Raw genomic sequence first — 19,877 nt, 5'->3', positions numbered from 1 at the left:
GGAGCCGCCCAGCGGTTCGGCTTCCCCGTCCCGGGGAGCTCATGCGCCCTGACCGCCGCCCGTCGCGGGACGCCCCTGCCGGAAGGCCTCCACCAGCGCGTCGGCCAGGAACCCCTGCCAACAGGCGTGGTCGCGGCCGCCGTTGTAGACATTGCGGGTGACCCGGTGCCCCCGGGCGCGCAGCACGGAGACGAGGGCCTCGCCGTGTTCGGCCGACGCGGTCCCGTCGTGCAGGCCGATGTCGAGGTGGACAGTGCCGCCGGACTCCCGGCCCCCGCCGCCCGGCCGCCATCCCGGTGCGGGCGACTGGACGAGGACCCGGCCGAAGCGTTCGGGCCGGGTGAGTCCGGTGTACAGCGCCGTCGTACCGCCGAGGCCCTGGCCGGAGACGACGGTACGGCCCGGGTCGGCGGTCAGCGGCCACCGGGCGCGCGCCCAGGGCAGCAGGTCGTCCGCGAGGAAGGAGGCATAGGACTCCCGCGCGCCGAGGTCGCGCCGCCTGGTCCCGGCGTCGACGGTGTCCGGGGCGAGGACGGCGAGCGGCGGCACGGCCCCGTCGGCGATCAGCGCGTCCAGCGTGTCCTGGAAGCCGAGCCGCCCGAACCACATGTCGCCGTCGCAGAGCACGAGGACGGGCAGGGGACCGCCGGCGCCCGCACCACCGCCGCCGGTACCGCCACCCGCACCGGAACCGGAACCCGGCGTCCCTCCTCGCGTCTCCCCCGGCGGGAGGTACGTCCAGACCTCCCGCGCCTCGCCCAGCGCACGCCCTGTGACGGGGTACCGCTCGACGGTGCCGCGCCCGATGCCCGCCCGCCGGGCGGCCCAGGGCTGGGGCGGGGCCGCCGGGAGGGCGAACACCGAGCTCTCCACGGGCCGCCGGCGCACCGGCAGGCGGTGGGGGTTGAGCGGGTCGGCGACGCCGTGCGCCGTCAGCGCCAGCAGCCGCCGCTGAAGCCGTACGGGATCGGTGGGCGCGGGCCCGGGCGAGATGTCGGCCACCATCCGGTAGGACCCGCGGTGGTCGGCGCGCAGCCGGTAGCCGAGGTACCAGATATCGGTGCCCGGGAGGTGGTGGAGGAGTGAGGCGGCGGGCCGGTCGCGATGGCTGATGCCGTTGGCCATCAGGAGGACGTGGCGGGTCGCGCGGTGGCCGCGCCACAGGAAGGTGACGGCACGATGGCCGGGGTCGTCGTCGAGCGGTTCGACGAGGGGAGTGCCGGTGCGGGCGGCCGCGGCCCAGAACTCCTCGGCCAGCGCGTCCCGGGCCGCGGCGTCCCGGGCCGCTTCGAGCTGCCGCGCGAGGCGGGCTGTCCGGGGGCCGGTGACCGGCCGGGGAAGGGCGTCCACCGCGTCACACATCGGCGGGCCTCACCGGCGTCGACCGCTTCGCCGGTCTCCGGCCGAGCACATTGCCGAGCACGTTCGTGGGGGCAGTACGGGTCATCGTTCCACCGTTTCGTCGTAGGCGCCGGTGACCACGACGAGCCCCACGGGAACCAGCAGAGCCCGACGGGCCGCCGCCCCGCCCACCGGAGATCAAGTTAGCTTAGCCTAACCTAACTTCACGTCGGTTGTTTCCTGCCGCACCCGGCAACGAGGACGGGACCGGCCGCCGCAGCTCGCGGCAGCCGGTCCCGTGATGTCCGATCTCGTCGGCCCCGGAGGCGTCGGGCTACGCCCCGAACGCCTTGGACTGCCCCGGCTTCCCCTTCACCGGCTTGGCCCCCGCCAGCAGATGCGCGGGCACCAGGTCCCGGGCGGGCTCCGAGTAGCCGACCGAGACGATCGTGTCGCCCCGGTAGGTGAAGCTGGTCAGCGAGGCCAGCGTGCACTGGCGCTTGCGCGGGTCGTGCCAGAGCCGTCGGCGTTCCACGAAGGAGCGGACGATCCAGATCGGCAGCTGGTGGCTGACGCAGACCGCCTCGTGCCCGCGCGCCGCGTCCTTGGCCGCGTCGAGCGCACCCATCATGCGGACGACCTGCTCGACGTACGGCTCACCCCAGGACGGCTTGAACGGGTTGGTGAGGTGCTTCCAGTTGTCCGGCTTGCGCAGCGCCCCGTCGCCGACGCCGAAGGTCTTGCCCTCGAAGACGTTGGCGGCCTCGATCAGCCGGGCGTCGGTGGCCAGGTCCAGACCGTGCGCCTTGGCGACCGGGGCGGCCGTCTCCTGGGCGCGCTCCAGCGGGGAGGCGACGACATGGGTGATGTCGCGCCGCTCCAGGTGCTCGGCGACCCGGTCGGCCATCTTCCGGCCGAGGTCGGAGAGGTGGTAGCCGGGGCGGCGGCCGTAGAGGACACCGTCGGGGTTGTGCACCTCGCCGTGACGGACCAGGTGCACCACGGTCAGCTGCTCGTCGCGGCCGGCGTCGTCGCTCATGCGGTGGCCTCCGATGCGGCGCGGGCGGCGGCGGGGAGAGCGGCGGCGATGCGCTCGACCGCCCGCTCGTCGTGGGCGGTGGAGACGAACCAGGACTCGAACGCGGAGGGCGGGAGGTAGACGCCCTGCTCCAGCATGGAGTGGAAGAACGCGGTGAAGCGGAACGCCTCCTGCTTCTTGGCGTCGTCGTAGTCGCGCACCGGCTGGTCCGTGAAGAAGACCGAGAACATGTTGCTCGCGGCGGAGACGGTGTGGGCGACGCCCTCCTTCCCGAGCGCGTCGCCCACCAGGGTGCGCAGCTCGGCGGAGACCGCGTCGATCTTCGCGTACGCCGCATCGTCCAGCAGCCGCAGCTGGGCGAGGCCCGCGGCGGTGGCGACCGGGTTCCCGGAGAGGGTGCCCGCCTGGTAGACCGGCCCGGCCGGGGCGAGGTGGGCCATCACGTCGGCACGGCCGCCGAAGGCCGCGGCGGGGAAGCCGCCGCCCATGACCTTGCCGAAGGTCATCAGGTCGGGCCGGACGCCGTCGACGCCGTACCAGCCCGCCTTCGACGTACGGAAGCCCGTCATGACCTCGTCGGAGATGTACAGCGCGCCGTTGGCCGCGCACAGTTCCTTGAGCCCGGCGTTGAAGCCGTCGGCGGGCGGGACGACGCCCATGTTGCCGGGCGAGGCCTCGGTGATCACGCAGGCGATCTCGCCGGGGTGCGCGGCGAAGGCGGCGCGCACCGCGTCCAGGTCGTTGTACGGCAGCACGACGGTGTCCCCGGCCGTGGCACCGGTCACCCCGGGGGTGTCGGGCAGCCCGAAGGTGGCCAGGCCCGACCCGGCGGCGGCGAGCAGCGCGTCCACGTGGCCGTGGTAGCACCCGGCGAACTTCACGACCTTGGCCCGGCCGGTGAAGCCGCGGGCCAGCCGGATCGCCGACATCGTCGCCTCGGTGCCGGAGGAGACCAGGCGGACCTGCTCGACCGGCTCGATCCGGGCCACGATCTCCTCGGCGAGCGCCACCTCGCCCTCACCCGGCGTACCGAACGAGGTACCCCGGGCGACCGCCTCCTGGACGGCCGCGATGACCTCGGGGTGGGAGTGGCCGAGAATCATCGGCCCCCACGAGCACACGAGGTCGACATACTCGCGGCCGTCGGCGTCGGTGAGGTACGGGCCGGTGCCGGACACCATGAACCGGGGCGTACCGCCCACGGCCCGGAAGGCACGCACGGGTGAGTTCACGCCGCCGGGCGTCACGACGGACGCCCGGTCGAACAGCGACTGCGAAACTGGGGCTTCGTATGAATACGCCACTTTGGTCCTGATCTGCGATGGGGGTATCGGGAGGCCGGGCCGGAAGATCCAGGGGAATCCGGCCACCGGTGAGCAGGAAGCGCGCTCCGCTCGTATCACGAAAGAGCGTCAGTCCCCTCGCGTCTGCGAAACTGGGCCGACATAGGGAAAGCTCACACATGCCATGGTGTCAGAGGCACGGACGGTCTTGCGGACAGGTGTTTCACCGGACGCCCGCGGGGGAGGTCACTGACACGATGATCGGGTTGCGCGGCGGGGGCTGTGCCTCCTAAGAAGTAGTAGTCGGGTGGAGATATGCATCGCGGTGGCGGAGTGGGCGAAGGGACCGACGACCTGGGGCCCGAGCCTGCCCGACGAGGGCGGCACCGGCGCAGGGCCGAGCGCGTACAGGGCAGGGGCGCGGAGGGCACTCCGGACCCCGTGAGCAGGAGCGGTGGCGGAATGGGGGTGACCTACAAGTATTTCGGCGCCCCGGACGGGGCCACGGCCGCGCGGGTGCCCATTTCGATGCGCCCGGAGGAGCTCGGCGGCGACGAGCTGGGCATGGGCGGCATGTTCACCAAGATCAAGCCGGAGACGGTGGCCGCCATGGTCCTGACCGGCATCCAGGGCATACCCCTGCACAAGGTCCCCCCGCTCGAACTGGTCGTGCTCCACCCCGACTACGCCGTGGTCAAACTCCCGATGACCGTCGTCGACCCGCTGCGCGGTGTCGGCGAGGAGTCCGTCGGCGCGGCGGCCTTCATCTGGTCCACGGTCCCCGACCGCGGCGGCCCGCGCGACGCCTTCAACGTCTACCAGCTGCTCCACGAGTGGCAGGACTTCTCCCACCGCCTGCACGACGCGGGACACCAGGCCTACTGCCTGGTGTGGCCCTGATCCGGGATTCCCCGGCGCGGCTCCGCCCGAGACCGTCCGACTCGGCGCGGGACGGCGGGCTGAAGCCGTTCGCCTCCGCACCGTCGGATCGGTGCGACTCGCCCTCGTCGGCGGCCTGATCTCGTCAGCGTCCTGACGGTGCAGCACCTCACCGCCGGGCAGTCGCAGGCCCCGGGCCCCGGGCCGGGGTCAACAGACCGGATCGAAAAGCCCTTTCGAGCGAGATTCGGCCGTACGGGCACTCGAAGCGTTCAGACAGACGCACCCACGCGCACGTATTCGGTCGAATTGAGCCACGCAGCACGGGGAATTGGCCGACGGCCGGTCTTCAGCCGACCCTCCCCCCGCGCCGATGCAGAGGACATCGACCGTCGAGGAGGTCCGCCGTGGGCGACGTTCTGCTGGCCCTGTCCATCCCCCTTCTGGTCTTCGGCAGCGGGATCTACGCCGCCTGCGACTGCTGGTGGCGCCGCAGGCACCCGGCGCCGCCGTCCCCGTACACCCACCGGGCGGCCCGGCTCGCGGAGCAGGAGATGCTGCTGCTGGCCGAGGAGATCGTGGACGACGCGTACGCCGCGCTCGGCCCCCTCTACGACGCCCCGGCCCCCACCACCGGCCGGCCCGCAGCCATCACCGCGCAGCCGCCGGACGCCACCGCCCCGTCACCGCAGGCGCCCGCTCAGAAGCGCTAGCAGGGCCTCTCTGCCCGGCAGTCCCCTCCTCCGGCCCGAGCCCCCGCCCCGGTGACCGGCTCCGACCGCTGCCACCCTCGCCAAATCCCTGGCCGCCCGCCTCGCCCGGGTGGCATCCTGGCCCCGTGAACGGACCCGAGATCACCGTCGAAGTAGCCCCTGAGCTGCGGCTCTTCATCCCGCACGAGCGCCGCCGAGGCCCCACGCCACTCACCACCGACGGCGCCTCCACCCTCGGCCATGTCGTCGAGTCCCTCGGCGTCCCGCTCACCGAGGCCGGGGCCCTGCTGGTGAACGGTGACCCGGTGGACCGTTCCCATGTGCCGGAGCCGGGCGAGCACATCGACGTACGGGCCGTGGAGCGCCCCCAGCAGGTCCCCGGCGCACCCCTGCGTTTCCTCCTCGACGTCCATCTCGGCACGCTCGCCCGCCGGTTGCGGCTGCTGGGCGTCGACGCGGCCTACGAGAGCGAGGACATCGGCGACCCGGCCCTCGCCGCCCTCTCGGCGCGGGAGCGGCGCGTCCTGCTCTCCCGGGACCGCGGGCTGCTGCGCCGCCGCGAGATCTGGGCGGGGGCGTACGTCTACAGCGACCGCCCGCAGGAGCAGCTGCGGGACGTCCTGGGCCGCTTCGCGCCGGTCCTCGCCCCGTGGACCCGGTGCACCGCGTGCAACGGCGTCCTGGCCGAGGCCGACAAGGACTCCGTGAGCGAGCTGCTGGAGCACGGCACGCAGCAGGCGTACGACGTGTTCGCGCAGTGCACCGACTGCTCCCGGGTGTACTGGCGGGGCGCCCACCACGGCCATCTGGAGACGATCGTGGCGGACGCGGTACGGGAGTTCGGGGGCGCGGCGGCGTAGTGGAGGGCCGTCTCAGCCGATGATGTGGCGCAGATAGGCCTGCGGGTCGGCGAGGTAGCGCCGCCAGTGGTCGACGAGGGCCAGGTCAGCCCACCGCACCCGCTCCATCCCGCCGTCGCCCACCTGCACGATGTCGGCGCCCGGCAGCGCGGTGAGCAGCGGGGAGTGGGTGGCGCACACCACCTGGCCGCCCGCCTTCGTCAACTGGTCGATGTGACCGAGCAGTTCGAGGCAGGAGGCGAAGGAGAGCGCGGCCTCGGGCTCGTCCATGACGTACAGCCCCGGCACCACGAACTTCTCCCGGAACGCGGCGAGGAAGCCCTCCCCGTGGCTGCGGGAGTCCGGCTCCAGGCTCTCCCGGTCCAGGGCGTCGAGGGCGGTCTCCGCGCGCAGGAAGAACCCCTTGCGCGCGGCCCGGCTGCCGATCATCCGCCGCCCGCGGGGCGCGGCGTCGAAGCGGACCCGCTCCCCGAGCGCGGACTTGCCCCGCGAGGTGGCGTACTTCCAGTCGGCCGAGCCGCCGTACGAGTCGAGCCCGAAACCTTCGGCCAGCGCCTCCACCAGCGTCGACTTCCCCGAACCGTTCTCGCCGACGAGGAAGGTCACCGGCGCCCGGAAGCGCAGCCCCTCGGCCAGGAACTGCCGCACACAGGGCACCGACCAGGGCCAGGCGTCCGGCTCGGGGGCGTGCACATGGGCGTAGGCGCGTTCGACGATCACCGGCCCATGATGACCGGTCCCCGGCTCAGAAGGCGTACGCGTCCCCGGTCGAAGGGGCCAGCACCGCGTGCTCGTCGTTCCGGGAGTCCGCGTCGCGCGTCCCGCCGCTCCACACCGTGTCGACCCGCAGGACCACCTCGGCCGGTCGCCCCGCGAGCCGCAGGTCCAGCGCGGTCTGCCGGGCCTGCCCGCCGGAGGGCAGCGCACCCGTCTCGCACAGCACGGCGGCCCTGCCGCCCCACAGGCAGCCCGGGGGCAGTTGCTGCCGTACGGACAGCGGCGCGGAGAAGCGGAGCCGTACCGTCGAGGCCGGTACGTCGGTGGGCCCGCGGTTCTCGGTCCGCAGCCGGACGCGGATCCGGTCGGCCCAGAGGGTGACGTGCCCGTGGTGGGCGATGTCCGCTTCCGGCACGGGGGCGGCGGCGGAAGAAGTCCCGGCGCGCTCCGTCGCCGAAGCGGCCGCACCGGGTACCGCGGCAGCCGCCGGCCCGGTCATCGCCGCGGCCGTCGCGAGCACGGCGGACAGCGGCATCAACAGTCCTCTCCTACGCATCTGCATGCCCGGAACATACCGATCACGCCCATTAATCCGATGAACGTACCGATGTGACGCGCTCGCCCCCACCCACACAGCCCACGCCCACCCGGGGAGACCCCCTGTCGCCTGCCTATCCTTTCCCCGTAACCGATCAGCTGTCCGAGGAGATCGCCATGGCCGCCACCCCCATCGCCGTCGTCACCGGCGCGAGCAGCGGCATCGGCGCCGCGACCGCCCGCACGCTGGCCGCCGCCGGATTCCGCGTCGTCCTCACCGCACGCCGCAGGGACCGCATCGAGGCGCTGGCCGCCGAGATCACCGAGGCGGGGCACCAGGCGACGGCCTACCCCCTGGACGTCACCGACCGGGCGGCGGTCGACGAGTTCGCCACCGCTTTCCGCTCCCTCGCCGTCCTCGTCAACAACGCGGGCGGGGCGCTGGGGGCCGACCCCGTGGCGACCGGCGACCCGGCCGACTGGCGGCAGATGTACGAGACGAACGTCATCGGCACCCTCAACGTCACCCAGGCCCTGCTGCCCGCCCTCACCGAGAGCGGCGACGGCACGATCGTGATCCTCTCCTCGACCGCCGCCCTGTCCGCGTACGAGGGCGGCGGCGGATACGTCGCGGCCAAGCACGGCGAACACGTCCTGGCCGAGACCCTGCGGCTGGAGATCGTCGGCACCCCGGTCCGCGTCATCGAGGTGGCCCCCGGCATGGTCCGGACCGAGGAGTTCGCCACCACCCGCTTCCGCGGCGACACCGAGAAGGCGGCCAAGGTCTACGCGGGCGTCGACGCCCCCCTGACCGCCGAGGACGTGGCCGACACGATCGGCTGGGCCGTGACCCGCCCCAGCCACGTCAACATCGACCTCCTGGTGGTCCGGCCCCGCGCCCAGGCCTCCAACACGAAGGTCCACCGGACGCTGTGAGCAGGGCGCCGGGGACCGGTGTTCCGGTCCCCGGCGTCAGACGTCCGTGAACGTCATCGCAGGAGCCCTTCAGGCCGGGGCGGCGGCTCGCTCGGCGACGAGCACGGGGTTGTCGTGCGGGGTGATCGTGCAGCGAGCTCCCGGTGCCAGCGCGGTCGCCTCCCAGCTGGGCAGGTCGGCCTTGCAGTCGGCCCCCGAGTCCGTGGTGAGGTGCAGCCGGGTGGTGGCGCCGAGGAAGGTCGCCACCCGTACGGTCGCCGGGGTGCCCGACGCGTCGTCGGCGGCGCCGACCGCCAGGCCCTCGGGGCGCAGCAGTACGTCGACCTCGGCGCCGGAGGCGGGCGTCTCGCCGTGGATGGGCAGCCGCCGCCCGAACAGCTCGACGACCCCGCCGTCCCGGACGGTCCCCGGCAGCCGGTTCATGGTGCCGACGAACTCGGCGACGAAGGGCGTAGCCGGGCGGTCGTACAACTCGCCGGGCGCGGCGCACTGTTCGAGCCGGCCGTCCTTCATCACGGCGACGCGGTCCGCCATGGACAGCGCCTCCTCCTGGTCGTGGGTGACGAAGACGGTGGTGATGCCCAGCTCCAGCTGGATGCGCCGGATCTCCTCGCGGAGAGTGAGCCTCACCTTGGCGTCCAGGGCGGACAGCGGCTCGTCGAGGAGCAGCACCTTGGGGCGGATGGCCAGGGCGCGGGCGAGCGCGACGCGCTGCTGCTGGCCGCCGGAGAGCTGGTGCGGGTAGTGGCCCTCGCGGCCGGGCAGGCCGACCAGCTCCAGCAGCTCCCCCGCCCGCTCCTTGCGTTCGGCGGCACCCCGGCCCCGTACCCGCAGGCCGTACGCGACGTTCTCGGCGGCCGTCATGTTCGGGAAGAGGCTGTACGACTGGAAGACCATGCCGATGTCGCGGCGGTTGGCCGGGATTCCGGTGACGTCCTCGCCGTCCATCAGCAGCTCGCCGCCGTCGGCGGTCTCGAACCCCGCGATGATGCGCAGCGCGGTGGTCTTGCCGCAGCCGGACGGCCCGAGCAGGGCGACCATCTCGCCCGGGGCGATGTCCAGGTCGAGCCCGTCGAGTGCGACCGTGGAGCCGAACTCCCGGCGCAGATTCTTGAGTTGCACAGGGACGGTCATGACACGGTCTTCTTTCGGTTCTCGCGGCCGGAGTTCGTACGACGGCGGCTGCGGCCGCCGGCCAGGGTGGTGAGCAGGAGCAGCAGCCCCCAGGTGATCAGCAGGCTCAGCATCGCGGCCGCGACCGACAGCTGCGCCTCGGAGTCCTTGATCTCCACCATCCACACGGAGAACGGGCGGTAGGAGAGCACGGAGGCGACGGTGTACTCGCCGAGCACCATGGCCAGGCTCAGCACGGCCCCGCCCGTGACGGCGGTCCGCAGGTTCGGCACGATCACCTGCCACAGGGTCTGGAGGCGCGAGGCGCCCAGGCTGCGGGCGGCCTCGACGAGGGTGCGCAGGTCGACGGCGCGCAGCCCGGCGTCCAGCGAGCGGTACAGGAACGGCAGGGACATGACCGTGTAGACGAGCACGAGGACCAGCGGGAAGCTCTCGTCCCGCAGGACCTGGAAGGTCATGTAGAGGGGTGTGTCGGCCAGATCCTGTTCCCAGGACAGCACGGTGGTGACGCCCGCGACCAGCGCGATCGGCGGGACGACCAGCGGCATCATGCACAGGATCTCGACGATCCGGCGCAGCCTGGGCAGGTAGAGCGAGACCGCGACCAGGGTCGGCACCATCAGGAGCAGACCGCAGGCGATGGTGGCCAGGCCCAGACGTACCGAGAGCATCAGGCTGGTGGTCAGCCCCTCGGTGCCGAGTCCCTGCGTGTACGCGTCGAAGCTGACGCCGTCCACCTCGTTGACGCTGAACCAGATCGAGGCGCCGATCGGGACCAGGAAATACAGCGCGGCGACCGGCAGGACGATGCCTCGTGAGGTGATCTTCATCCGAGCCATCGGGTACTCCTGCGCTGCAACGGTATCTGTACGGCCATCACGAGCAGCGCGATCACGACCATGTTGAGGCTCATGGCGAGGGCGAGGTTCTCCTGGCCCACCAGGACGTTGCCGTTGAGGGCGTTGGCGATCTGGATGGTGATCAGCGGCTGCGAGGAGCCGACCATCACCGCGGCGGTGGCGTGCGAGGCGAACGCGGTGCCGAACATGAGCACCGCACCGCCGACCAGCGAGGGCGTCAGCACCGGGATGCCGACGTGCCGCCAGTACTGCGCCCGGGTCGCACCGCAGGACGCGGCGGCCTCCTGCCACTGGGCGCGCAGACCGTCGAGCGCGGGCAGGACGATCACCACCATCAGCGGGATCATGAAGTAGAGGTAGGCCAGCACCAGGCCCGTGAAGCTGTAGAGGCTGAAGCCCGTCCGGTCCAGGTGGAACAGCTGGGTGACGGTGCCGGTCGTGCCGAGCGTCGCGATGAAGGCGAAGGCGAGCGGCGCGCCGGAGAAGTTGGCCAGCACCCCGCTGGCCGAGACGACGATGCCCCGCAGCCCCGCCCTCGGGGAGCTGACGACGGCCTGGGCGATCAGGGCGCCGATCACGGTCGCCAGCAGGGCGGTCACGGCCGAGAGCTCGACGCTCCCGGTCAGCCCGGTCGCGTAGGCCCCGGACAGCGACCCGCTGACGTTCTCGGTCGAGAGCTCACTGGTGCCGCTCGCCGGGTCGAGGACGGTGAACGCCCCGTACACCATGGTCCCGGCGGGCAGCCCGAAGCACACCGCGAGGAACACGAAGAACGGAACGACGACGGGCCACCGGTGCCGCCGGGTGCGGCGGCGACGGGCGCCGCCGTCCCGTGCGGGTGGCGCGGGTGGTGCGGGGGCGGCCGTGCCCGCCGCGGGCACGGAGCCCGCGGCGGGGACGGGAAGCGCGGTCTTGTCGGGCATGGTCAGCTGACCGCCTTGCCCCAGCCCTGGACGACCGTCTCCTTGGCCTTGGCCTCCTGGGCCTCGGTGGGCTCCTGCGGGGTGCCGTCGACCTCGGGGATCTTGGCGGCGGCGGCCTTGTCGGCAGTGCCGTCCTCCTTCATGGTGTCCAGGAGCGCGGGGCGCGAGAAGCCCTTGAGCCAGATGTTCTGGCCCTCGGGGCTGTAGAGGAACTCCACCCACAGGCGGGCGGCGGCCGGGTGCGGGGCGTGCTTGTTGACGGCCTGGTTGTAGTAGCGCGAGTACAGGCCGTCGGAGGGCACCACGACCTGCCAGTCGACGCCCTTGGGCTTGAGCTTCTCGCCGTAGCCGAGGTTGAGGTAGTCCCAGTCGATCGAGATCGGCGTCTCGCCCTGCTGGATGGTGGCGAGCGTGGACTTCGCGGGAACGAAGTTGCCCTTCTTCTTCAGCTCCTGGAAGAAGTCGAGACCGGGCTGCACGTCGTCCAGGGATCCGCCGTTGGCGAGCGCGGCGGCGATGACCGCGGCCAGCGCGGAGCCGGACTCCGTCGGGTCGCCGTTGAGCGCGACCTTGTTCTTGTACTCGGGCTTGAGCAGGTCCTTGAACGTCTCGGGGCAGTTCTTCACGGCCTTGGCGTCACAGCCGATGGATATGAAGCCGCCGTAGTTGTTCATGAACGAGGCGTCGGACTGCTTCTGCGCGTCCGGGATGTCGTCCCAGCCCTTGACCTTGTAGGGGGCCAGCAGGTCCTGCTTCTTGGCCTCCTGCATGTACGAGGTGCCGATGTCGAGGGCGTCGACGGCCCTGCTCTGGCCCTTGCGCTTGGCCGCGGCGTTCAGCGCGCCCTGGCTGCTGCCGCCCGGGTCCTCGTTGTTGACCTCGATGGCGTACTTCTTCTCGAAGGCCGCGATCATCTCGCCGTAGTTGGCCCAGTCCGGCGCGAGGGCGTAGACGTTGAGCTTGCCCTCCTTCTCCGCCGCCTCGACGAGCTTGTCCATACCGCCGAGGTCCGCGGCCGACTCCGCTTTCGCGGCCTTGCTGTTCTTCGCGCCCGCGTCGTCGGGTGCGGAGCCACAGCCGGCGGCCACCACGACGGTGAGGCCTGCGAGGGCCGCGGCGGTCAGGACGCGACGGGGACGGTGTGCCTTCACGATGCGTACTCCTGGGTCTTCGGCGAGCCACCTGTATGGACAAGCCAGCGTCAGTAAGCCAGCCGAAGCTAGCAGCCAAGTGACCAGCCAGTAAAGCCCTCACGAAGGAAAAAGTGCAGGTCAGAAGCGTTATAAAGACGTAGGTTTACCTACCGCCAAAGCGGAAAGACGCAGGGTTCGCACTTCCGGGGGAACACTGATTGCGCGCAGTTAAGGGATGCGGGACACCGCGTGCGGATGACATGATCGTCCTTGCCCGCCCGGAAGCCCGCCCGGACGCCCGCCGACAGCCCCGAAAGCCCCCGAGGAGAGACGTGATCCGACGGCACCAGCAGATCGCCGAGGAGCTGCGCCTCGCCATCGCCGAAGGCACCTACCCGGTGGGCTCCGAGCTGCCGTCCGAGTCCGAACTCGCCCTGGCCCACGGAGTATCCCGGGGCACGCTCCGGCAGGCCTTCGGCACACTCCAGTCGGAGGGCCTGATCGGCTCCCGGCAGGGCGCCCGCCGCACGGTCCTGTCCACCACCCCCAGCCAGAGCTTCACCGAGCTGCGCAGCTTCGCCCAGTGGGCCAGGGCCGGCGGCCGCACCCCCGGCGGCCTGGTGCTCCGCTCACGCCGCGCGAAGGCCACCGAGGCACAGGCCGCCCAGCTCCACCTCGCCCCCGGCGACACGGTCCTCCACGTCCTGCGGGTACGCACCCTGGACGGCGAACCGGCACTCCTGGAGCGCACGGTGTACGCCGGGTGGGCGGCGGCCGCCGTCGAACGGCTGCCGGAGGACTGCGAGTCGGTCACCCAGAGCCTGTACGACGAGGCCCGCGTCCTCATGAGCCACGGCGAACACCACCTGGACGCGGTCGCCGCGGGCACCACGGACGCCCGGGAACTGGCCGTCCGGCGCGGCTCCCCGCTGCTGCGGGTGCGCCGCACCACGACCACGCCCGACGGCCGCCCGGTCGAGACCTCGGACGACCGCTACAAGCCGGGTTCGGTGGTCTTCACGGTCCGCAATTCGGTACAGGCGAACCCCCTGGTCCGCACGACGCCCGACTGATGGGGCGGGCACGCCCCGCCCCGGCCCACAGGCCGCCCCTGACCAGCGCCCCGGTCGCCCCTCCCACGAACAGCGAGCACGCATGTCCCCGCTCTCCCTGCCCCCGCTCCCCCGCCCCGCCGCCCTCCTCTGCGACATGGACGGCACCCTCGTCGACACCGAACACGCCTGGCTGGACACGGTCGCCGGGTTCCTGCGCGCACAGGGCTCCCCGACGGACGCGGGCACGCTGGCCCCGTTCGCGGGCGCCGCGGTGGCCGACGCGGCGGACCGTCTCGTACGCGACGGCCTCACCGCCCTGCCCGCCGCGGAGACGGCCACCCGTCTCGACCGGGCGTTCACCGCACGGGTGGCGGCCGGAGTGGCCGTCCAGCCGGGCGCCCTCCGGCTGCTGGACCGGGCGCGGGCGCTGGGGGTGCCCACGGCCCTGGTGACCGCGTCCGAGCGGCATGTGGCCGATCTGGTGCTCGACACCCTGGGCCGGCACCGCTTCGACACGTCGATAGCCTCGGGCGAGGCACCCCGCGGCAAGCCGCACCCCGACCCGTACCTGGCCGCCGCGGCCGCGCTGGGGGTGGACCCGCAGGACTGCCTGGCCGTCGAGGACACCCCCACGGGCGCCGCCGCCGCCCTCGCCGCGGGCTGCCGACTGCTCGCCGTCCCCTCGGTCCCCGGCATCGAGCCCGGCCCGCGCACGGTCCTGGTCACCTCCCTGACGGAGGCGGACCTGGCGGGGGCGGCGTAGGGGCGGCGCTGGAAGGGGCGGAGCCCCACACATCAGCCCTTGATGCAGATGACCTGCTTGAGCTTCGCCACGACCTCGACCAGGTCCCGCTGCTGCTCCATGACCTGCTCGATCGGCTTGTACGCGGCCGGGATCTCGTCCAGGACGCCGGAGTCCTTGCGGCACTCCACACCCCGCGTCTGGTCCTCCAGGTCCCGCACCGTGAACCGGCGCTTGGCTGCGTTCCGGCTCATCCGGCGACCGGCGCCGTGCGAGGCCGAGTTGAACGCCTTCTCGTTGCCGAGGCCCTTCACGATGTACGAACTGGTGCCCATCGAGCCGGGGATGATCCCGAACTCGCCGGAGCCGGCACGAATCGCTCCCTTACGGGTGACGAGCAGGTCCGCTCCGTCGTACCGCTCCTCCGCGACGTAGTTGTGGTGACAGGAGATCTCCTGCTCGAAGACCGGCTTCGCCTTCTTGAACTCCTTGCGGACCACGTCCTTGAAGAGCGCCATCATGATCGCGCGGTTGTACTTGGCGTACTCCTGCGCCCAGTAGAGATCGTTCCGGTAGTCGGCCATCTGCGGGGTGTCCGAGATGAAGACGGCCAGGTCCCGGTCGACGAGGCTCTGGTTGTGCGGCAGCTTCTGGGCGATGCCGATGTGGTGTTCGGCGAGTTCCTTGCCGATGTTGCGCGAGCCCGAGTGCAGCATCAGCCACACCGAGCCGTCACCGTCGAGACAGAACTCGATCATGTGGTTGCCCGAGCCGAGTGTTCCCATCTGCTTGGTGGCACGTTCCTGACGGAACTTGACCGCTTCCGCGATCCCCCCGAACCGCCCCCAGAAGTCGTCCCACCCCGACGTCGGGAACCCGTGCAGCTTCCCCGGGTCCACCGCGTCGGCGTGCATCCCCCGCCCCACCGGAATGGCCTGCTCGATCTTCGAGCGCAGCCGTGACAGGTCACCGGGAAGATCGTTTGCGGTCAGGGAGGTCTTCACCGCCGACATCCCACAGCCGATGTCCACCCCGACCGCGGCCGGGCACACCGCGCCCTGCATCGCGATCACCGAACCGACCGTGGCCCCCTTGCCGAAGTGGACGTCCGGCATGACCGCGAGACCCTTGATCCACGGCAGCGTGGACACGTTCCGCAGCTGCTGCATGGCGACGTCCTCGACCGACGCCGGATCCGTCCACATCCGGATGGGAACCTTCGCTCCCGGTACCTCTACGTACGACATAACTCCTCGATTCCCCCGAAAAGACTGAAAGCGCAAAACCGGTGCCAAGGTCGGCGAACACGTCGGCCGACCGGCATCCACAGCAGTGCGTGCGATACACATTGTCTCCATCGGCCGCCTCGCGGCGGCAACCGCTTTTCCGTACCGAAGGGAGCCTGGGACGGTGCGACACAAGGCGTACGTACCCGGTGCCGCGCTCCTCGCAGCGCTCGTCGTCGGCTGTAGCGCCGGCGCCGACAGCAACGCGAGCGGCGGCGACAGCAAGCCGGGCAGCCCTGCGGTCACCTCCGCACCCCCCGGCAAGTACCTGACCCTGCCCGCCCCCTGCCGCGCCGTGCCGCGCGGGACGCTCAAGGACCTGCTGCCCGGTGCCGCGGAGCTGACCGAGAGCCAGCAGGACAAGGTGTTCCGGGGCGTCGCGTCCGTCACGTACGACACCGACCGCAGGGTCGGATGCAACTGGAAGTCGGACGCGCCGGACGCCGCCCGGAGCCTCTCCATCGACCTGGAGCGGGTCGTGTCGTACGACCCCGCGGTGAGCGACGACGACCGCGCCGACACGGTCTACGCGAAGAAGGAGAAGGCCGCCGGCCTGTCCTCCGCGACGCCCGGCCCGGACGCGGAGAAGAGCTCGGCGAAGGGTGAGGAAACGGACAAGGGCAAGGACGAGGGCGGGGGCGCGGGCAAGGGAGAACCGGAGGGCGCGACGGGCTCGTCGGACCCGTCCCCCTCGGGGGCCTCCTCCTCTTCCGCCTCCCCCGGCAGCCCCGCCGACGACCTCCGCCCCCGTGTCCTCGACGGCCTCGGAGATGCCGCGTTTCTGAACGATCGCCTCACCCGGGCAGGTTCCACCGCAAAACACCGCACCGTGAGCGTGGTGTTCCGCACATCGAACGTGATCGTGACCGTCCGGTACGCCGAGCAGCCCGCCCTCGTCACCAAGGTGCCCGACAGCAGGGAACTCCAGGAGAAGGCCCAGGCACTGGCCCGGAAGCTGGCCGAGAAGCTCAGCGAATAGTCCCCCTCCGACGGGTCCTCCACGGCCGGATTCCGGTCCGAGGGGGACCGGAACCGGGACGCGGGACGGTCGCCGGCCGTCGTACCGTGGCTGTCCGGAAGACGACCCGCCGACGATCCGACCTGCCCGCCGAGACCTCCGTGCCATCCGAGTGAAGGAACCATGCACCGATCAGCCCCGCGCCTGTCCCGCCTCCTCGCCTGCGCCGCCGTCCCGGTGATGCTCGTAGCCGTCGGCTGCTCGTCGGACTCCGGCTCCGGCTCCGACAGCAAGAAGAACGAGGGCTCCTCGGCGTCCGGCTCCGCCGACACCAAGAAGCCCAGCCCGCCCGCGGTCGAACCGGCGAAGTTCTCCGACCTGCCCGACCCGTGCTCCTCGATCAAGAAGAAGACGATCGAGGACCTGGTGCCCGAGGCGAAGAAGAAGAACGGCACCGCGGGCCGCTCCAACGATCTCTCGATCCGCGGCAACTGCTCCTGGAACGGCCTGGACGACAAGGGCGTCAAGGGCTCGCAGTACCGCTGGCTGGACGTCGGCTTCACCCGCTTCGACTCGGACCAGTCACTGGGCAGCGGCGCCAAGCGCGCCACCGCCGAGTACGCCAAGCAGATCGCCAAGACGAAGGCCTCCGAGGGCGCCGAGAAGGTCGCCACCGAGCCCGCCAAGGGCATCGGCGAGGAGGCCAGCGTCATCACCTACGGCCTCAAGCAGACGGACGAGGACTTCGAGTACGCCACCGTCGTCGCCCGCACGGGCAACGTCGTCGTCACCCTGACGTACAACGGCGCTGGGTACGCGGGCGCCAAGACGCCCTCCAAGGCCGACATCGCCAAGGGTGCGCTGAAGGCGGCGAAGGAGGCCGTCGCCGCGGTCGACGCCACCGCCGAGGCCACGGCGACGCCCCCCGCGGAGGACAAGGCCGGGGACGACGCCAAGAGCGACGCGAAGGACGACTCCAAGGCCTCGCCCAAGGCGGGCTGAGCACCGACGACAGGAGGGTTCGGCCCTCCTCGCCCTCGGGCTGGCCGGCAACTGGGGCGGTCACGCCTGCCGCTCTCGGCGCCCTGCTCACGACCCTGGTGACGTTCAGTCAGCTGATGATCCGGGACTCGGTCCACCAGGACACCCTCACGGAGGCCCACCGGGCGTTCATGGGCTGGTGCTACGTCCCGCTGCTGCTCTGGGACCCGCTGCTGACGGCGGTCACCGTCTCCTACCACCTCCGGCGCAGGCGGGAGGGGTAGCGGGACGGCCGCCGCCCCCTCCCCGCGCAACAAAGCTCGCACACATGTGCCAGGCTGTCCCCTCGCCGGGCATCGGATGCCCGGACGGGAAACAACACCGGACACAAAAAGCCGGGCACAGAGGTCGGGGAGGGGATCGCCGGTGGCCGCCATGCAGCTGACCCGCACGCACCGCATACTCATCGGGGTCGTCGTCGCCGGTGCGGTGGTCATCGCCGCGATCGGTTTCGCGGGTTCCTACGCCGCCGTCCGCGAGCTCGCGGAGGAGAAGGGCTTCGGGTCGTTCTCCCTGGTCTTCCCCATCGTTCTGTAGCCAGTGACTTGTTGCTTGGTTCGGTGTTATGCCGGAAGTGAGCACAGTTCCGACATGGCCTACGGCACATCGAGTACCGCAGCCACCTCATAGACGGGTGCCTCGCCGAAACCCGCCTGAGTAACGCCACGACAACACGAGTTCAACCTCAGTAACGAGATCGTCCTGCCAGACCCAAACCTGTGACAACGGTCAAGAAGGCAGTGGCGGCGAGCCATGCGGCGATACTGTCGGCCGGATAGAGCGGGAGAGCCCACCATGCGTAGCCAGCCTCACCACCCGGTTGGTAGGTGCGCCCGAGCATGAGACTGGCGATCAAGCACATCAGTCCTGCAGCCCCGGCAGCAGCCTCGTTCGTGAGCCGCCGCACAAGAAGGGCCAAGGAAAGGAGGAGAGTTACATTGCGTGCAATGTCCATTCCCGCTATCAACCCGGCAGCATGGGTGCCGAGGACAACCAGCAGTACGGCGCTGAGGTCGAGGCGGGTGATTCCGACAACTGCTGCATTCTCCACGTGAGGGAGCCGTCTTTCGAGGCAGTACAACGTGGCTACTACGACGAAAAGCGGGGTGAAGTACGCGAGGCGCGCCCCCGTCATGCCGCCGATCAAACTCGGGACTGGCACTTCAGTGGCGCCAAGCGACCAGCAGACCGCAATGAGAGCGATGATCGCCAAAAGGACGGCCCACCAACGGCGCACGGTGATCGCATAGAGCCTCACGGGATCACAGCCCCGCAGTGATTTTGCGCGGTGACATTGTGGGTGAACCAGTCAGCCTGCTCAGCGGGTGGTAGCTGCCTGATCTTCTGGATAGCCACCCAATCGGCCTCCAGCATCGCCTGCTTCATCGATGATTCGTCCACTCCGATCACCAGGGCGGCCCACGCGGCGGTGAGAGAGCCTGGTTGCCGGCAATCATGTACGCCCTGGGCCGCAGCAACGCCCGTCACTGCTGACTCTGCCAGTTCAACCGCGTACTCACTGCGGACGTCACCTTCTGCACGAGAAGAAGGAAGCGACCAGAAGAGAGGCCACGTTCCCTTCGGCAGGTGCTGCTTTGCGGAGGCGATGCGTAGCTCTTCAGGGGGCTGCAGTCCGGCAGCCTTCAGCCGACCGATCGGAGTCAGTGCGTCTCGGTGAAGTGTTGCTGCATACGGCTCATATTCTGGTGGCACGCACACCTTAGGAGCGTCACCGACACATACCAAGGCGACGGCGCGGGCCTGTGTCGGCGAGTGAAAGCCCCAATCGCTCACCAGAGCCAGGCCGCCGGTGAAGGTAATGGAAGCGACCAGGACGCTTCCAACCACGCTCGTGGCGGGACGCTTCCGTACTCGAGTAAGGAGCAGGGCAGCGACCGTGAACCCGGCAGCGACCAGCCACGGGACGAGATATGCGGCAGGGCTGCGTAGGTCGGTCACCGTCGAAGCCCCGTCGATGAAGCCTCCGAGATGCCGCACGGTGGCGTTGGACGTCGCATGTGGCATGGAAAGCCATGCCCAGCAGCCGATGCCGGCTATGGGCGCTGCAATGCTTCTGGGCATGATCAGCCCGAGCGACCAGCCGATGGCCAGCCAGGCGAGAGGAAGCACAACCAGGTGCGCAACAGCCAGCCATCCTGCGCCTCCTGGCCAGGCTCCGACCTCCTTGCGAGCCAGAACAAGGGCTCCGGCGACGAGAATCAGGAGAAGGACCAAGGCAGGGGTGGTGGCCTGGATCAGTTTGCGCATAGAGCTGCGGGTACTGGCTGCGCGCAGCGCTTCGGCCAGCCGGTGGCGGCCGGCTTCCCACGCGGCGGCACCGGCTATGGCGGGGGCGATTACGGCCATGCCGAAACCTGCAAGCTCACCCGACTCCACGCCGTACTTGGACGGGACGGTGTGAGAGGCGTCCGTGATGTAC

At 70.9% G+C, this 19,877-nt stretch carries 21 protein-coding genes and 1 pseudogene; 10 read left to right on the top strand and 12 right to left on the bottom strand.

From position 1 onward, the window contains the following. Positions 1 to 39: 39 nt before the first annotated feature. The 3 genes from ACZ5WC_RS16210 to hemL all read right to left on the bottom strand — a co-directional run bounded on the left by ACZ5WC_RS16210 (position 40) and on the right by hemL (position 3,684). On the bottom strand, positions 40 to 1,362 hold the full coding sequence (locus ACZ5WC_RS16210) for an enterochelin esterase domain-containing protein (RefSeq protein ID WP_468541394.1): 1,323 nt from the start codon (positions 1,360 to 1,362) through the stop codon (positions 40 to 42). 313 nt (positions 1,363 to 1,675) lie between these two features. Next, positions 1,676 to 2,380, bottom strand: a complete 705-nt coding sequence (locus ACZ5WC_RS16205) for a histidine phosphatase family protein (RefSeq protein WP_468541393.1) — start codon at positions 2,378 to 2,380, stop codon at positions 1,676 to 1,678. Further along, the gene (hemL, locus tag ACZ5WC_RS16200) at positions 2,377 to 3,684 is read right to left on the bottom strand and encodes a glutamate-1-semialdehyde 2,1-aminomutase (RefSeq protein ID WP_468541392.1); all 1,308 of its coding nucleotides are present in this window, start codon (positions 3,682 to 3,684) and stop codon (positions 2,377 to 2,379) included. Before hemL ends, ACZ5WC_RS16205 begins: the two co-directional genes overlap by 4 nt. A 294-nt stretch (positions 3,685 to 3,978) precedes the next feature. Here hemL and ACZ5WC_RS16195 point away from each other — a divergent pair, with 294 nt between their 5' ends. The 3 genes from ACZ5WC_RS16195 (at position 3,979) to ACZ5WC_RS16185 (ending at position 6,115) form a co-directional block, all read left to right on the top strand. Beyond that, complete coding sequence (locus tag ACZ5WC_RS16195; RefSeq protein ID WP_468541391.1) at positions 3,979 to 4,563, top strand: hypothetical protein; 585 nt, start codon at positions 3,979 to 3,981, stop codon at positions 4,561 to 4,563. Between the two features lie 386 nt (positions 4,564 to 4,949). Next, entirely contained in the window at positions 4,950 to 5,255 is a 306-nt protein-coding gene (locus ACZ5WC_RS16190; RefSeq protein WP_468541390.1) for a hypothetical protein, read from the top strand. Between the two features lie 125 nt (positions 5,256 to 5,380). After that, a complete protein-coding gene (locus ACZ5WC_RS16185; RefSeq protein WP_468541389.1) occupies positions 5,381 to 6,115 on the top strand; it encodes a Mut7-C RNAse domain-containing protein in 735 nt (244 codons plus the stop codon). A gap of 12 nt (positions 6,116 to 6,127) precedes the next feature. Here the strand turns inward: ACZ5WC_RS16185 and ACZ5WC_RS16180 are convergent, their stop codons facing one another. Both ACZ5WC_RS16180 and ACZ5WC_RS16175 read right to left on the bottom strand, forming a co-directional pair. Then, a complete protein-coding gene (locus ACZ5WC_RS16180; RefSeq protein ID WP_468541388.1) occupies positions 6,128 to 6,835 on the bottom strand; it encodes an AAA family ATPase in 708 nt (235 codons plus the stop codon). Positions 6,836 to 6,860: 25 nt separating this feature from the next. Further along, positions 6,861 to 7,394, bottom strand: coding sequence for a hypothetical protein (locus ACZ5WC_RS16175; protein WP_468541387.1), 534 nt, complete (start codon positions 7,392 to 7,394; stop codon positions 6,861 to 6,863). A 152-nt stretch (positions 7,395 to 7,546) separates the two neighbouring features. Here ACZ5WC_RS16175 and ACZ5WC_RS16170 point away from each other — a divergent pair, with 152 nt between their 5' ends. Then, positions 7,547 to 8,305, top strand: coding sequence for an SDR family NAD(P)-dependent oxidoreductase (locus tag ACZ5WC_RS16170; protein ID WP_468541386.1), 759 nt, complete (start codon positions 7,547 to 7,549; stop codon positions 8,303 to 8,305). A gap of 69 nt (positions 8,306 to 8,374) precedes the next feature. Here the strand turns inward: ACZ5WC_RS16170 and ACZ5WC_RS16165 are convergent, their stop codons facing one another. Genes ACZ5WC_RS16165 through ACZ5WC_RS16150 form a run of 4 tightly spaced genes read right to left on the bottom strand, consistent with a single transcriptional unit; the run spans position 8,375 to position 12,373 of the window. Further along, positions 8,375 to 9,439: an ABC transporter ATP-binding protein gene (locus ACZ5WC_RS16165; RefSeq protein ID WP_468541385.1), complete on the bottom strand. Its 1,065-nt coding sequence runs from the start codon at positions 9,437 to 9,439 to the stop codon at positions 8,375 to 8,377. After that, a complete protein-coding gene (locus ACZ5WC_RS16160; RefSeq protein ID WP_468541678.1) occupies positions 9,436 to 10,269 on the bottom strand; it encodes an ABC transporter permease in 834 nt (277 codons plus the stop codon). The genes ACZ5WC_RS16165 and ACZ5WC_RS16160 overlap by 4 nt, the downstream gene beginning before the upstream one ends. Next, positions 10,266 to 11,222, bottom strand: a complete 957-nt coding sequence (locus tag ACZ5WC_RS16155) for an ABC transporter permease (protein ID WP_468541384.1) — start codon at positions 11,220 to 11,222, stop codon at positions 10,266 to 10,268. The genes ACZ5WC_RS16160 and ACZ5WC_RS16155 overlap by 4 nt, the downstream gene beginning before the upstream one ends. A gap of 2 nt (positions 11,223 to 11,224) precedes the next feature. Next, complete coding sequence (locus ACZ5WC_RS16150) at positions 11,225 to 12,373, bottom strand: extracellular solute-binding protein (RefSeq protein WP_468541383.1); 1,149 nt, start codon at positions 12,371 to 12,373, stop codon at positions 11,225 to 11,227. Positions 12,374 to 12,687: 314 nt separating this feature from the next. Here ACZ5WC_RS16150 and ACZ5WC_RS16145 point away from each other — a divergent pair, with 314 nt between their 5' ends. Next, on the top strand, positions 12,688 to 13,428 hold the full coding sequence (locus ACZ5WC_RS16145; protein ID WP_468541382.1) for a GntR family transcriptional regulator: 741 nt from the start codon (positions 12,688 to 12,690) through the stop codon (positions 13,426 to 13,428). Positions 13,429 to 13,510: 82 nt separating this feature from the next. After that, positions 13,511 to 14,173 (top strand): HAD family hydrolase, encoded by a 663-nt coding sequence (locus ACZ5WC_RS16140; protein ID WP_468541381.1) that lies wholly within the window; start codon positions 13,511 to 13,513, stop codon positions 14,171 to 14,173. Between the two features lie 32 nt (positions 14,174 to 14,205). Here ACZ5WC_RS16140 and ACZ5WC_RS16135 read toward each other — a convergent pair whose 3' ends face one another. Next, positions 14,206 to 15,399: an RtcB family protein gene (locus ACZ5WC_RS16135; protein WP_468541380.1), complete on the bottom strand. Its 1,194-nt coding sequence runs from the start codon at positions 15,397 to 15,399 to the stop codon at positions 14,206 to 14,208. A 163-nt stretch (positions 15,400 to 15,562) separates the two neighbouring features. On the opposite strand from ACZ5WC_RS16135, the gene ACZ5WC_RS16130 reads away from it, so the two are divergent. From ACZ5WC_RS16130 to ACZ5WC_RS16115, 4 genes and pseudogenes are all read left to right on the top strand, one after another. Then, the gene (locus ACZ5WC_RS16130; RefSeq protein WP_468541379.1) at positions 15,563 to 16,417 is read left to right on the top strand and encodes a DUF3558 domain-containing protein; all 855 of its coding nucleotides are present in this window, start codon (positions 15,563 to 15,565) and stop codon (positions 16,415 to 16,417) included. A gap of 162 nt (positions 16,418 to 16,579) precedes the next feature. After that, positions 16,580 to 17,398, top strand: a complete 819-nt coding sequence (locus ACZ5WC_RS16125) for a DUF3558 domain-containing protein (protein WP_468541378.1) — start codon at positions 16,580 to 16,582, stop codon at positions 17,396 to 17,398. A 98-nt stretch (positions 17,399 to 17,496) separates the two neighbouring features. Beyond that, positions 17,497 to 17,661: a hypothetical protein gene (locus ACZ5WC_RS16120; RefSeq protein WP_468541372.1), complete on the top strand. Its 165-nt coding sequence runs from the start codon at positions 17,497 to 17,499 to the stop codon at positions 17,659 to 17,661. 142 nt (positions 17,662 to 17,803) lie between these two features. Next, a pseudogene (locus tag ACZ5WC_RS16115) lies at positions 17,804 to 17,965 on the top strand (DUF2637 domain-containing protein); the annotation flags it as partial. Positions 17,966 to 18,122: 157 nt separating this feature from the next. Here the strand turns inward: ACZ5WC_RS16115 and ACZ5WC_RS16110 are convergent. Then, entirely contained in the window at positions 18,123 to 18,695 is a 573-nt protein-coding gene (locus ACZ5WC_RS16110) for a hypothetical protein (RefSeq protein ID WP_468541377.1), read from the bottom strand. Continuing rightward, positions 18,692 to 19,804 (bottom strand): DUF7224 domain-containing protein, encoded by a 1,113-nt coding sequence (locus tag ACZ5WC_RS16105; RefSeq protein WP_468541376.1) that lies wholly within the window; start codon positions 19,802 to 19,804, stop codon positions 18,692 to 18,694. Before ACZ5WC_RS16105 ends, ACZ5WC_RS16110 begins: the two co-directional genes overlap by 4 nt. Positions 19,805 to 19,877 lie beyond the last annotated feature (73 nt).

Source organism: Streptomyces sp. NPDC033165 (assembly GCF_055577965.1).
Note: the sequence above shows the minus strand (reverse complement) of the source record. Positions and strands in the feature narration are given on the sequence as shown.